This is a genomic window from Pseudomonas sp. GW821-FHT07F01 (assembly GCF_059418825.1).
Map to the genome: position 1 here is coordinate 107,529 of NZ_JBWKQO010000008.1, position 13,224 is coordinate 120,752.

Consider the following 13,224-nt stretch of genomic DNA (forward strand, 5'->3'; position numbering starts at 1 on the left):
GGCAAGTCCTCGAGACATGTATCGAGAGTCAAATAATGTGCAAAAATTATACATATTGCTATCCCTGAGGCTTTGGTTTTTCTTGGGTGTTTACGTTTGGGTGCAAGTTGATGGCTGAAAGTTAAGCGAGTTTTTCAGCAAAGATTCCCATGTACTCACCGCCTTTGATGTCACCGTCAATATGTGTAGGGAAACATTCTAGGATTTTATAATTGTGGCTTTTCAAATGGCTGATTATCTTGTCAAGGTCGAGTATGCGACAGGGGTAGCTCGCTGAGTATATAGATGGATGTACCCGCTGTACTTTGATTATGTCTCGACCATTTTTTCCCATGGGGGTTCGATCAATCAAAACGAAGGGGGGGGCAACCGAGAGTAATCGTTCAAGCCACTCGTACGGCTCAGGTAGATAGTGCAGTACGCTGGAGAGCAAAATTACATTTGGTTGATGCGCGCTGATACTTTCTTCAATGGTTTTATGGAAGCAAAGACTCTGGTCTTCAAGGTGTTCTGAACCGAAGCTTGTAAAATGTTCCTGCTCAACAATTGACCAATGTGTCTTCAGTCCAGAGATAAACAGTCGATTGTTGAAATAGCTACTACCCAGGCTTCCCCCGAAGTCTAGTACATTCAGGTCGCCAGAGGAACGAGCGGCAACGTGCATTAAACAGGCCAGCGACTCCCAAGAGTATTGGGGGGAGTCGAAAAGTACAGAGTCGCGCTCACAAAAATACTCTCCGCTCTTAACTTTAAGTGCGGCCTGTTTGACGCTCTCAAAGATGGGGCCTGCTGCGTAGCCGTCCTTGCATTCGTCTTCAGCTTCTTGCCAGGATAGGTAGTCTCCCATAAAGCCGAAACGTGAGCTTTTAATCGCTCTATATACGCTGAGAATTATTGGCGGTAGAAACTGCTTTATAATTTTCTTCATCGTATTCTCCGCATAATTGCACGAATGGCTCGGCGAAAAAAACTCGGTCTGGTTGAGTAGAAATATTCTGTTATTCGAGCCCGGGCGACTGTATTTTCTTTTGTACTATTTAATGACAGCGGAGGGTAGTGCTTCAAAATGTCGGCATCAAAATGATTGGTAATTTCAGAATGAGTGCCTGAGCCATCATTGCCAATATTATGGACGAATGATTGTGATGGATAAAGTGTAACCATTCCTCTTAAGAATGCAGATGCATACCAGCGTATAGCCCAGGAGTTATTTTTACCCTCCACTTGATCTTGAAGCATTTTTGTATAGTTGTAGCCTCCTGAGAAGTCAAAGTCTGCTTTGTCAGGGGTGTTATTAATTTGTTCTAGTAACAGGTTTCCATCAGCTTCAAAGTGTTGCCAGGCACGGTCCCAGGTTGCCCAGCCCCAGCAGTCGGCTCCCTTTATAAAAAAATAATTAGGCAGGTTTTTATTATTTATCGGATAAATGTAGCCGTGAATACTCGCGACCTCAGAGTGCTCTTGGTACATTTCAAGAGCGTCATTCATGTAGTTAAGAAAGTACGGGCTTGTAACTAAATCATCTTCTAAAATGATAGCTCGTCTATATGTTTTTAGTGTCTCGCTAACACCGTCAATAATGGAGTTGGCGAGGCCGAAATTTGAATTTCGATGAATAATGGTGACTGACTGAAAACCATCTATTTTTGTGAGGTAAAGTCGGACCTTTAATACTTCCTCTGCACTTTGTTTGTTTTTTGCTGCGTCCGAGTAAATTATTAAGTCTGTTTTGGGGGCTAGCTTGTTAAGCTTTAATGAATCTATCGTGACCTGGAGATGATGGATGCGGTTATATACGAACAAAATAACAGGTGCGTACACATTAACCTCGAGCGTCGATAAAGATTAAGCTGTTACCTGTTTTTGCATAAAATTTATAGCCCAGGTCCTGGAGATATTGATATATGCGGTCTTTGAAAAATACTACTTCTTGGGAAAGAGACTCTGCAACTACAATTTTGGGGCGATATTTTTCCCAGTTGTTGGATTGCAGAACTTCAAGATCAAGGCCTTCAACATCTACTGATAAAAAGTCAATTTTTCCATTGTAGCCGCTATCTTCGATAATGGAGGAAAGTGGGCTAACTTGAATTTTCCTTTTTTCAATAAGTCTGTATCCGTGGAAGCCGTCTCTTTTCTTAGCGAGAGCTTCGTCGAAAGTGTTCAGCGCAGGGTCATTAAACATATAATAAATTAAGTGGCCTTCTGTGCTTGAGACACCTTTCTCGATAATGGTATCTCGTTTTCTCCAGCGACTGAATTCTTCACCTACTCCAGGCAATGGATCAATGCAGAGTCCACTCCAGCCTTTCTTGTAGAAAAAGTATGTATTTGAAAAGCGGAATGGGTGATGGCAACCTACTTCAAGATAAAACCCTTTATTTTTTTTCTCTAAAAGTCTGTCGATAATTAAATCTTCCCCCTCTTGTGCGTATGAGTTATTTGAGTAGTAGTGGCGATTAAAGATGCCTTTTATGATGCTCTTCAGTTTTTTTTTCATGACTTTTCCGAACGTCGAATCCCTAGTTGCATAAGGAATATTTTAGGATCAAATATGGCAGTTAGGAGAACTGCTGAGATGAAATAAGAAGCTACTGCTGCAATCGCGGCTCCTGTCATACCCAGTATCGGTATCAGAATCCAGTTAGAGGTTACAGAAATGGCGCCACCAATAAGTGTAGAGTAAAGCGATAGCATTGATCTTCTTTCATTTACAATCCAGAGGCTGCGTGCGACTCCGAGAAAAACGGGTATTATTGTAAATATATGAATGCTAAGTATCGGGGCGGCGTCTTTATATGTTGGGCCGTAGAGTGCAGTAATTATGAAGGGTGATAGTGCTGATACTGCTATTGCAATTGTTACACTGCAGGCCAAAAAATATCTGAATATACTTAGAAGTGTATTGCTGTATGCTTCAGCGCTTTCTATTTTTTTCTTCGATATAAATGGAAGTAGAACGATGCTCAGCGTCGTTGGTATGACGTGCCACAAAGTAGATAGTGGGAGCATGGCGGAGTAAAGTCCAAGAGCCTCGGCTCCGAGAGAGTTTTTAATCATTAATTGGTCTATTCTCATGTAGGTCATGATGGATAGCCCGCTAATGATAAAAGGCCATGACTCTCGAAGGATTCTATGAGCGCACTTTTTTGTTGCAAGCCATCTATTCTTTTTTGCAGATTTTTTGTAAATGATATAAAGGCCAATAGCGGTAAACGCCATATCTAGGGCGATAGCTGCTGCAAACGCTTCCAAGGGTGCTTTGTATAGTATTAGTGCAATCTTCGTACTGCTTGATAGTAAGTAGGCAATCATTTTTGCAACTACGGTTTTTCGATTTTGATTTTGACTTTGAAACCAAAGATCTATTGTGTCGGCAGCTTGAAAGACTAAAACCGAGCCTGCTAGAGTTGCTAGTAGGACTATGCGCTCATGGAGTCCGTTCGTTACAATTAAGAATGCGATTATAGTTAGCCAACATAGAATCCCAACTATCAGTTTCAGAATAAAAGTTGTGCCAAGTATCTCGCCTGCATCGGAGCTTTTATGGGATATATCCCTAACAACGATGGATTCCGCACCTAAGCTTGCTATGGCTTGAAAGAATGCAATCAAAGTGATGGTATAAGAAAGCTCTCCAAGTTCTGTTGGTCCTAAGTAGCGCGCAACCCATGCACTAACAAATAGTCCAAGTAGGAGGCGAAGGCCTTTGTCAAGTAGAAGCCAGCCGCTATTGTAAGCTATGACTTGTAGGTCGGCCCTAAGCTGTAATTTTTTAAGAACAGATTTAGGTGTGAGCTTATGCAATAAGAAGGTTAACTTATTCACGGAGTTTATAGTCTTTACTAGCGACCAATTGCATAATATTCAAAGCCCAAGTCCCTTGCTCTTGTCGGTTCGTATAAGTTCCGACCATCAAAAATAACCGGCTGACTAAGTTTCGCTGAAATCAGCCCGAAATCGGGAGCTTTAAACGCCTGCCACTCGGTAATGATCACCAAGGCATCCGCTCCCTCCAGTGCCGCCTCTTTGCTTAGGCATAGGCGAAGGTCGGCCCTGTCTTGATAAATCCGCTGCGTCTCACTCATTGCTTCTGGGTCGAACGCTTGAACAATAGCTCCGGCTGCCCATAGCGCTTCCATCAATACCCTGCTTGGAGCTTCGCGCATGTCGTCGGTATTGGGCTTGAAGCTCAGACCCCAAAGCGCAAAGACCTTACCTCTTAGCTCACCCTTAAAGTGGTTGAGTATTTTTTGGTATAAGACGCGCTTTTGTTCGTTATTACGATGCTCGACAGCTTTGAGAACCCTTGCGTCGAAATCTATGGATTCAGCGGTTCGAACCAGGGCTTGGACATCTTTGGGGAAGCAGGAGCCGCCATAACCTGCACCTGGATATATAAATTGATAGCCGATGCGCGGATCGGAACCAATGCCTTGGCGAACCATTTCAATATCGGCACCCAGTCTTTCCGCCAAGTTGGCCATTTCGTTCATGAAGCTGATTTTTGTTGCAAGCATGCAGTTGGCTGCGTATTTCGTCAGCTCCGCGCTGCGAACGTCCATGGTAATTATTTTTTCATGGTTGCGGTTGAAGGGTGCATAGAGTTCGCGCATAGCATCTTCAGAGCGTTTGCTCGCCGTTCCAATCACAATACGATCAGGACGCATGCAGTCTGCTACCGCAGAACCTTCTTTCAGAAACTCTGGGTTTGAAACAACATCGAAACCAAGATCAGCTCTGTTGCGTTTGGAGAGGGCTGTGGCAACACACGCCCCCACTTTGTCAGCTGTACCTACTGGTACGGTCGACTTGTTGATGATGATTTTCGAGTTTTGCATGTTTGTCGCGATGGTTTCAGCTACCGTCAGGACGTATTTGAGGTCGGCTGAGCCATCCTCGTCGGGAGGTGTACCTACCGCGATGAACTGGATGTCACCATGCATCACACCTTCGGCTGCATCGGTCGTGAACTGTAGGCGACCAGCCGCGTAGTTATTTGTTACTAGGGTCTCTAGACCCGGTTCATAGATCGGAATCTTTCCTTTTTTCAGGTTTTCGATTCTATTTCGATCAACATCAACGCACACCACATGATGTCCCACTTCAGCCAACACAGCTCCTTGGACAAGCCCAACATAGCCCGTGCCGAAAACGGTGACATTCATAAATAATCCTTTCCTAGAAAAACTGCAGATATGACCTGTAGCAGGGGGGGGCTAGGCGGTGCTCGGTGTTTTTTGCCCCGTACTTTGTTGGTTCCAGACCTTTTTGTGCATAGGCTATCAGGGAGATTTTAGAATTGGGTAGGATTATTTCGGTGTAATTAAAAAGCCGGCTTGTGGCCGGCTTCTCGGGGACTGGCTTGGTTCATTTTTGGTAAACCGCACCAGCCTTCAAAACGTACACCCAGCTCTTGCGGCTGGCTGTGGGACTGGGCAGGAAAGTCATCCGCTTCGTCGGGCGATCTGACCGCAGGAAGGGTCGACGCACAAATGTGGGGCGCAGCATACGCATATTCGCCGGCAATTCCCAGTGCGAAGCGCTATCCAGAGGCCCTCGGGACGAAAATAGTGCGTGGGAATTTGTTGCCGGATGCGTGTTTGGTGCGGCCTTGTTGGCTGGCAAGACGACTGCGATGGGGGAACAGGTACGAAAAAGCCCCGATCACTCGGGGCTTTCTCTTGAAGCTTGTCGCTCGAAGCTTAACGCTGCTTCTTAGCCTTTGTAGGCAGCAACCGACTTCAGGATCTCGGCGCGGGCTGCATCGGCATTGCCCCAACCGTCGATCTTCACCCACTTGCCTTTTTCGAGGTCTTTGTAGTTCTCGAAGAAGTGCTTGATCTGTTCCAGCAGCAGGGCTGGCAGGTCGGTGTATTCCTTCACGTCGACATACAGCTGGGACAGCTTGTCGTGTGGTACCGCGATCACTTTGGCATCGCCGCCGCCGTCGTCGGTCATGTTCAGGATGCCCACTGGACGGGCACGGATCACCGAGCCTGGCGCTACTGGGTAAGGGGTCACGACCAGTACGTCGAGGGGGTCGCCGTCGTCAGCCAGGGTGTTGGGGATGAAGCCGTAGTTGGCCGGGTAGAACATCGGGGTGGCCATGAAGCGGTCAACGAACAGGCAGTCGCTGTCTTTGTCGATTTCGTACTTGATCGGCGCGTGGTTGGCCGGGATTTCGATAGCGACGTAGATGTCGTTCGGCAGGTCTTTGCCCGCCGGAATCTTGCTGTAGCTCATTGGGCGTTGCCCCCGTTAGTTGACCAAATGACTTGGCCGGATTGACCAAAAAGTGGCGGCGATTATAGACACACTCCGCTACCGATGCCACGTACCAAGGGTCGTAGAACCTTGGTTGTACTGTGTCGCGGGCGTGTTCGGGTTTACCGAGCGACCGGCGGCCTGGTTGTCAGGTAACCGGTCTTCAGATGAACAGCTTAAATAGCGCGACAGGACATTAGTGGTGCGTTTGATAGACCGGATCTTCTGCTTGAAGTTGCTGTAACCGGGCCAGTGGATTCTGCCGATAAAACAGCTGTAGTTGTGCATAGACTTTCGGATAGGCCGCCACCAGCAAGTCCGGGGCGCTGAAGAAGTATTCGCTGGTGACGGCGAAGAATTCCGCCGGGTTTTCCGCGGCGTAGGGGTCGATGGCGGTTTCTGCGTCCGGATTGCGGTCCAACTGGTGGTTGAGGTCGTCGTAGGCGCTTTGCATCACTTGCGCCCACTCGCTGACCCGCATGTCGCTGTGCAGCGGCGGCAGGCCGTTGGCGTCGCCGTTGAGCATGTCCAGCTTGTGGGCCAGTTCGTGGATCACCAGGTTGTAGGCTTCCCAGCCACCGCTGGCCAGGACTCCGGGCCAGGCGAGGATGATCGGCCCCTGCTGCCAGGCTTCGCCACTGTGCTCGCCATCCCATTCGTGCTCGATACCGCTGGCGTCGCGATGGCGTTGCGGGCTGAGGAAGTCGTCGGGGTAAAGGATGATTTCGTGGAAGCCCTGATACCAGTTCAGGTCCCCCAGGTGCAGCAGCGGCAGCTGTGCCTGGGCCGCCAGTAGCAGGCGCTGTTCCTGATGCAGCTCGACCCCGGGCAGGGCGGTGAGGTGCTTGTCGTCGAGAAACAGCACGCTGGCCTCGCGCAGCCACTGGTCCTCGGCGGCACTGATGCCGTCGAGGAAGGGCAGGTGCTGGCGTACCCGCTGCCAGGTTTCATCGCTGACCGGGTGCCTGGCCAGCCGGCGCTTGCGGCGCCAGGCGCTGAGGGACCACATGGTGCTTAGCGGGTTTCGGCTTTTTCGGTACTGCGGCCAAAACGGCTGCGCAGTACGCCAATGATCATCGGCACCAGGGACAGGAGGATGATGGCCACCACCAGCAGCGAGAGGTTTTTCTTGATGAAGGGCACGTTGCCGAAGAAGTAGCCCAGGGTCACCAGGCCGCCGACCCAGAGGATGGTGCCGGCCACGCTGAAAGCGAAGAACCGTGGGTAAGGCATGCGCGCCACGCCGGCGACGAAGGGCGCGAAGGTGCGGATGATCGGCAGGAAGCGCGCCAGGGTCACGGTCTTGCCGCCGTGCTTTTCATAGAAGTCGTGGGTTTTCTGCAGGTAGTCGCGACGGAAGATCTTCGAGTTGGGGTTGCTGAACAGCCGTTCCCCTGCCGTTCGTCCAATCACATAGTTGGTGCTGTCGCCAAGGATCGCCGCCAGCATCAGCAGGCCGCCCAGCAGCACCGGGTCCATGCCGCCGCCTGCGGCCACCGCGCCGGCGATGAACAGCAAGGAGTCGCCGGGCAGGAAGGGGGTTACCACCAGGCCCGTCTCACAGAAAATCACCAGGAACAGGATGGCGTAGATCCAGGGCCCGTAGTTGGTCACCAGCATGTCGAGATAAACGTCGAGATGAAGGATTAGGTCGATCGGGTTGAAATCCATTGGGGCACCTGTGATGACAGCCTGGCTCGGCAGGCCTGTGCGATGACTCGGAGAAAGGGACTACAGGGGTGTGTAGCTTTTCTTACGATCCGAAAAGGTCGGCATTATAAGGGCTGACAAGTGAAATGCGTGTTCAGATTGTAGCGGGGCGTTTCGGCTTGGCCGGTGCTTGGTAGGTTGCCGGGAGGGCGCGCGTCAGGGGCGGAAATACCAAAGCGGCCCTGGGGCCGCTGTCTGCAGAGTCAGTCGTCGCTGAGGGGCAGGACGTAGTTCTTGAACTCGGTATCTTCGCGAAAACCCATGGACTCGTAGGTTTTGCGTGCCACTTCGTTGTTGCTGCTGGTGGACACCCGCAGGCGCACGGCGTTGGTTTCCTTGGCCATCTTCTTCGCGGTGCGCATCAGGTTGTCCGCCACCAGCTGGCGCCGGGCGTCTTCGGCAACGTAGATATCGTTGAGAATCCACACACGCTTGAGGGAGAGGGAGGAAAAGCTCGGGTACAGCTGGCAGAAGCCCAGCAATTTGTTGCTGTCGTCGTCGGCCAGGGCCAGGTAGATCACCGATTCCTTGCGCCGCAGGCGTTTTTCCAGGAAGGCCCTGGACGAATCCGGGTAGGGCAGTGCGCCATAGAATTCGCGGTATTTGACGAATAAGGGGGTCAACAGATCCAGGTGCTCGAGGGTTGCTTGAGTAATCCGCATGGTGGCTCTCAACTTCAAGTGGATGTGACGGCACAGGTTGGATGACTCGGGCAGCCGTGTTGCGATGCTGCCCAAAGCGGCGAAAAAGCGCAATCGTCTTGCAAAATCACGCTTGGGGCGGGCCCAGGAGGAAGTTGCCCTTCATATCTGCCGGCTCGTCGCTGTCCAGGGTCTGCACTTGCGCCTCGTCTTTGAGGTTCACCCCCGACAGTTGGCGGCGGCAGGCTTCACGCATCAGGTAGAGCAGGCGGTGAGCGGCCATGCCGTAGCTCAGGCCCTCCAGGCGCACATTGGAGATGCAGTTGCGATAGGCGTCGGTGAGGCCGATTTTCGGCTGGTAGGTGAAATACAGCCCCAGGCTGTCGGGGGAACTGAGCCCCGGGCGTTCGCCGATCAGGATCACCGTCATCTTCGCCCCCAGCAGTTGCCCGACCTCGTCGGCCACCGCCACCCGACCCTGTTCCACCAGCACCACGGGCGACAGCGACCAGCCTTCGGCGGCGGTCTGTTCCTCCATGCGTGCCAGAAATGGCAGGGTATGGCGATGCACCGCCAGGGCCGACAGGCCGTCGGCTACCACCACTGCCAGATCGAACCCGCCGGGATGGGCGCTGGCATAGTCGCGCAGGGCCTGGGCCGAGTCGTCACTGAGCCGGCGTCCCAGGTCGGGGCGTTGCAGGTAGCTGTGGCGGTCGGTGGCGGCGCTGTGCAGCAGCAGGCTGTCACGGCCGCGCTCGGCCAATTGAGCGCTCAGGCCGGCGTGGTCGAAGGGCAGGTGCACGGCGTCCCGGGCCTGGGCGTGGGCGTATTGGAAGTCCAGTTGAGCATCGGTGGGCAGGCTGGTGCCGGTACGGCCCAGGGCAATGCGCGCGGGGGTCAGGCGGCGCAGTTCCAGCCAGGGGTTCTGCGAATCGGTGGGGTGTTTTTGCATGAGCCTGTTCCTTATCCCAACTGGGCCAGCGCCTGGCGGAAAGCCGGCGGCAGGTTGTTGCCGAAATGCACCTTGCCGTCGGCCTGGGTGAAGATGCCGGTCCTGGCCAGCCATTGCTCGAATTCGGGAGCGGGTTTCAGGCCAAGGGTCTGCCGGGCATAGAGCGCGTCGTGGAAGGACGTGGTCTGGTAGTTGAGCATGATGTCGTCGGACCCGGGGATGCCCATGATGAAGTTGATTCCTGCCACGCCCAGCAGGGTCAGCAGGTTGTCCATGTCGTCCTGATCGGCTTCGGCGTGGTTGGTGTAGCAGATGTCACAGCCCATGGGCACGCCCAGCAGCTTGCCGCAGAAGTGGTCTTCCAGGCCGGCACGGATGATCTGCTTGCCGTTGTACAGGTACTCGGGGCCGATGAAGCCGACCACGGTATTGACCAGGAACGGCTTGAAGTGCCGGGCCACGGCGTAGGCGCGGGTTTCGCAGGTCTGCTGGTCGATGCCGAAGTGGGCGTTGGCCGACAGGGCGCTGCCCTGGCCGGTCTCGAAGTACATCAGGTTCTGCCCCAGGGTGCCGCGGTTCAGGCTAAGGCCCGCCTCGTAGCCTTCCTGGAGCACGTTGAGGTTGATGCCGAAGCTGGCATTGGCCGCTTCGGTGCCGGCAATCGATTGAAAGACCAGGTCCAGGGGCACGCCGCGATTGATCGCCTCGATGGAGGTGGTGACGTGGGTCAGCACACAGGCCTGGGTGGGGATCTCGTAGCGCTGGATGATGGCGTCGAGCATTTCCAGCATGGCGCAGATCGAGGCGATGCTGTCGGTGGCCGGGTTGATGCCGATCATTGCGTCGCCGTTGCCGTACAGCAGGCCGTCGAGAATGCTTGCGGCGATGCCCGCCGGCTCGTCGGTGGGGTGGTTGGGCTGCAGGCGGGTGGACAGGCGTCCACGCAGCCCCAGGGTGCCGCGAAACTTGGTCACCACGCGGATCTTCTGCGCCACCAGGATCAGGTCCTGCACGCGCATGATCTTCGACACCGCGGCTGCCATTTCCGGGGTCAGGCCCGGCGCCAGGGCCCGCAGGCTCTGTTCGTCGGCGGAGTCGCTGAGCAGCCAGTCGCGAAAGCCGCCCACGGTCAGGTGGCTGACCGTGGCGAAGGCCTCGCGGTCATGGGTGTCGATGATCAGCCGGGTGACTTCGTCGGACTCATAGGGAATCAGCACCTCTTCGAGAAAGTGCTTGAGGGGGATATCCGCCAGGGTCATCTGGGCGGCAACCCGCTCGCCGTCGTTGAGGGCGGCAACCCCGGCCAGAAAGTCGCCGGAACGGGCCGGGCTGGCCTTGGCCATGACGTCCTTGAGGCTGTCGAAGCGATAGGTCTGAGAACCTACGCTGTGGGAAAATTGGGCCATCTCAGTCTCCGTTTCAACGATGTAGGGGCGTTGCCGAGTGCTGGCGGATCATCAGGATGCCACCTTCTTCAGCAGGTTTTCCAGACGATTGCCGGCAGCCCGGTGATGGAGGATGGCAAAGGCCTTTTCCGCCACCAGGCTGCCGCCTTCCAGCGGCGGCAGGCCACCGCTGTAGATGTTCGAGATCACGGTGTATTCATAGCGAATGTCGGCATTGCCGCTGAACTGGGCGGCGGCGCGGCGCGCCTGCTCGTCCGGCAGGCGGTAGCCCAGGTAGGCGGACATGCTCCGTGAGGCCAGGGCATCGCCGCCGGGCCGCTCGCCGATCAGCACGATGATCAGCTGGGGTTGCAGGGCCTCGCCCACCGACTCCGCCAGCTTGACCCGGCCATAGGGCGCGAGGATCGGCTGGCCGATGCGCAGCTCGCGGCTGTGCAAGCCGTCCAGCAGCACCGGCAGCAGCTCGGGAATGTTGTGGTGGATGGCCTCGGCACTGAGGCCGTCGGAAATCACGATCTGCACGTCGTTGTATTCCGGTTTAAGGCGCCGCAGCACTTCCTCGGTCAGCCGCGCGCCCAGCTCCGGGTCTTGCAGATGGGCCAGCTTGTCCGGGGCGGCGGTGCGCAACTCACGCAGGGCAATGGCGCCGATTTCGCTGGGGCGCAAGTCGACGTAGATTGCCTCGCGGGCCACTGCCAGGTTGGCGCGCACAGTACGCGACACGCTGTTGGCCGGGCGCGGTCCGGCGTTGTCGAAGCCGTAGGTGGCCGGGGTGGATTCCAGCAGGCGCTGGAAGTCGATGTCCGACTGGCAGAAAATCCTCGGGTTGCCCCAGTTCGGCCCGCGTTCCACGTTGCCGTGGGCGTCTTCCTGGAAAATCCCCTTGCCCAGGGCCCAGCGCAGGTATTCCGGGGCCGGTGCCAGGTCGTGCACCTCGCGCAGGGTCTGGTTGTCGTGGGCGCTGGTGTCGAAGTAGGCGAGCATGCGGTCGGTGCTCAGGTACACGTCCATGAAGAAGTTGGCCCCGGCCGCGGTCAGCAACTCGGTGGCCATCTGCTGGCCTTCCAGGGTTACTTGCGAGTGCAGGGTGTAGCAGGGGGCCATGCCCATGGGCAGACCCAGCAACTTGCCCATGAACTGGTCCTGCAGGCAGGAGTAGGTCATCTCGAAGTTGTCGAGGTGGGTTTCCGGGCCGATGAAGCCGGTGACGTTGTTCACCATGTACGGCCGGTAGCGCCGGGCAAGCCCGTAGCACAGGGCTTCGCAGGTGGTCATGTCGATGCCTTCGTGCTTGCCGTAGGTCAGCTCGCTGCCCTGGCCAGTCTCGAAGTACATGAAGTTTTCCGCCACGTCCCGCAGCGGGCCGCGCTCGGCCATGGTCTGCCAGGCCTGGTCCAGCAGTTGCACGGTAACGTCGAACTCGTCGGTCAGGGTACGTTCGGTGCCCGCCAGGCTCTGGAACATGATCTCCACTGGAGCGCCCTGGTCGAGGCAGGCCAGTTGGGTCTTGATATGGGACAGCACGCAGATTTGGGTGGGTGCTCCGGTTTCCCGGCGCAGCTTGTCCAGGTGGTGGAGCGTGGCGCTGATGTTGTCCACGGTGTCGATGGCCGGGTTGAGGCCGATCAACGCGTCCCCCGAGCCCATGCTCAGGCCGGTGTAGACCAGCAGGGTGATGCCGCTGAGGTTGTCGGTGGGATGGTTGGGCTGCAGGCGCGACGACAGGGTGCCGGGCAGGCCCACCAGGGTTCGGGCCTTGGCGGCCGCGCCACTCTTGAGCTTTTTCGACAGCAGGATCAGTTCATGCACATCCAGCAGCTTGGCCAGGGCGGCCACCATCACCCCGGTCAGGGCGCGGCCGATGCGGCGTATTTCGGTGCCGTGGCTGCGCAGCAGGCGATCTTTCAGGGCGCCCAGGGTAAGAGGGGCGATTTCCCCGAACACTTCGTGGTCGATGTCGTAGTTGACCTGCATGACACTGTCGATATGGCCGTGGCGGTCGGTCAGCGGGTGCTGGAAATAGTGATCCAGGGTCAGTTCCGAGAGCACCTTGCGCGCTGCTTCGCGAGTGATTTCATCCACGGTGGCCAGCCCCGCCACACGGTCCCCGGCCTTGCTGATGTCGGCGGCGCCGAGCACCGCCTTTAGGCTGTCGAAGGCGATCTGGCGATCCAGCACCCGGGTGCTGTAGCCACGTTCGGCCGGGACGACGGGAAGGCGGATGTGCTGCAGTTCGGTGAGTGACATG

At 55.3% G+C, this 13,224-nt stretch carries 12 protein-coding genes; all 12 read right to left on the reverse strand.

Translation table 11 applies throughout. The features are described 5' to 3' along the window. Positions 1-121: 121 nt before the first annotated feature. Positions 122-928: a methyltransferase, TIGR04325 family gene (locus AC07R1_RS27460; RefSeq protein WP_495111133.1), complete on the reverse strand. Its 807-nt coding sequence runs from the start codon at positions 926-928 to the stop codon at positions 122-124. Continuing rightward, complete coding sequence (locus AC07R1_RS27465; protein WP_495111134.1) at positions 925-1,821, reverse strand: glycosyltransferase family A protein; 897 nt, start codon at positions 1,819-1,821, stop codon at positions 925-927. Before AC07R1_RS27465 ends, AC07R1_RS27460 begins: the two co-directional genes overlap by 4 nt. Before the next feature lies 1 nt (position 1,822). After that, positions 1,823-2,500: an FkbM family methyltransferase gene (locus AC07R1_RS27470; RefSeq protein ID WP_495111135.1), complete on the reverse strand. Its 678-nt coding sequence runs from the start codon at positions 2,498-2,500 to the stop codon at positions 1,823-1,825. Then, a complete protein-coding gene (locus tag AC07R1_RS27475; RefSeq protein ID WP_495111136.1) occupies positions 2,497-3,828 on the reverse strand; it encodes a flippase in 1,332 nt (443 codons plus the stop codon). The genes AC07R1_RS27470 and AC07R1_RS27475 overlap by 4 nt, the downstream gene beginning before the upstream one ends. A gap of 17 nt (positions 3,829-3,845) precedes the next feature. Beyond that, on the reverse strand, positions 3,846-5,168 hold the full coding sequence (locus AC07R1_RS27480) for a UDP-glucose dehydrogenase family protein (protein WP_495111137.1): 1,323 nt from the start codon (positions 5,166-5,168) through the stop codon (positions 3,846-3,848). A 550-nt stretch (positions 5,169-5,718) separates the two neighbouring features. Next, entirely contained in the window at positions 5,719-6,246 is a 528-nt protein-coding gene (gene ppa / locus AC07R1_RS27485; RefSeq protein ID WP_011063696.1) for an inorganic diphosphatase, read from the reverse strand. 217 nt (positions 6,247-6,463) lie between these two features. Continuing rightward, positions 6,464-7,276 carry a M90 family metallopeptidase gene (locus AC07R1_RS27490; RefSeq protein ID WP_053160168.1) on the reverse strand — a complete coding sequence of 271 codons (813 nt, stop codon included), beginning with the start codon at positions 7,274-7,276 and terminating at the stop codon, positions 6,464-6,466. Positions 7,277-7,281: 5 nt separating this feature from the next. Then, the gene (locus tag AC07R1_RS27495; RefSeq protein WP_011063694.1) at positions 7,282-7,938 is read right to left on the reverse strand and encodes a DedA family protein; all 657 of its coding nucleotides are present in this window, start codon (positions 7,936-7,938) and stop codon (positions 7,282-7,284) included. 242 nt (positions 7,939-8,180) lie between these two features. Then, complete coding sequence (locus AC07R1_RS27500) at positions 8,181-8,639, reverse strand: GNAT family N-acetyltransferase (protein WP_011063693.1); 459 nt, start codon at positions 8,637-8,639, stop codon at positions 8,181-8,183. Positions 8,640-8,745: 106 nt separating this feature from the next. Next, positions 8,746-9,570 carry an ethanolamine ammonia-lyase subunit EutC gene (gene eutC, locus AC07R1_RS27505; RefSeq protein WP_041120010.1) on the reverse strand — a complete coding sequence of 275 codons (825 nt, stop codon included), beginning with the start codon at positions 9,568-9,570 and terminating at the stop codon, positions 8,746-8,748. An 11-nt stretch (positions 9,571-9,581) separates the two neighbouring features. After that, positions 9,582-10,976 carry an ethanolamine ammonia-lyase subunit EutB gene (locus tag AC07R1_RS27510; RefSeq protein WP_495111138.1) on the reverse strand — a complete coding sequence of 465 codons (1,395 nt, stop codon included), beginning with the start codon at positions 10,974-10,976 and terminating at the stop codon, positions 9,582-9,584. 51 nt (positions 10,977-11,027) lie between these two features. After that, positions 11,028-13,223, reverse strand: a complete 2,196-nt coding sequence (locus AC07R1_RS27515; RefSeq protein WP_495111139.1) for an ethanolamine ammonia-lyase — start codon at positions 13,221-13,223, stop codon at positions 11,028-11,030. Position 13,224 lies beyond the last annotated feature (1 nt).

Bases quoted from the DNA above. Each gene is read 5' to 3' on its own strand.
- AC07R1_RS27480 (WP_495111137.1), bottom strand. From the start codon at position 5,168: ATGAATGTCACCGTTTTCGGCACGGGCTATGTTGGGCTTGTCCAAGGA.
- AC07R1_RS27460 (WP_495111133.1), bottom strand. From the start codon at position 928: ATGAAGAAAATTATAAAGCAGTTTCTACCGCCAATAATTCTCAGCGTA.
- AC07R1_RS27510 (WP_495111138.1), bottom strand. From the start codon at position 10,976: ATGGCCCAATTTTCCCACAGCGTAGGTTCTCAGACCTATCGCTTCGAC.
- AC07R1_RS27515 (WP_495111139.1), bottom strand. From the start codon at position 13,223: ATGTCACTCACCGAACTGCAGCACATCCGCCTTCCCGTCGTCCCGGCC.
- eutC (WP_041120010.1), bottom strand. From the start codon at position 9,570: ATGCAAAAACACCCCACCGATTCGCAGAACCCCTGGCTGGAACTGCGC.
- ppa (WP_011063696.1), bottom strand. From the start codon at position 6,246: ATGAGCTACAGCAAGATTCCGGCGGGCAAAGACCTGCCGAACGACATC.
- AC07R1_RS27500 (WP_011063693.1), bottom strand. From the start codon at position 8,639: ATGCGGATTACTCAAGCAACCCTCGAGCACCTGGATCTGTTGACCCCC.
- AC07R1_RS27490 (WP_053160168.1), bottom strand. From the start codon at position 7,276: ATGTGGTCCCTCAGCGCCTGGCGCCGCAAGCGCCGGCTGGCCAGGCAC.
- AC07R1_RS27470 (WP_495111135.1), bottom strand. From the start codon at position 2,500: ATGAAAAAAAAACTGAAGAGCATCATAAAAGGCATCTTTAATCGCCAC.
- AC07R1_RS27495 (WP_011063694.1), bottom strand. From the start codon at position 7,938: ATGGATTTCAACCCGATCGACCTAATCCTTCATCTCGACGTTTATCTC.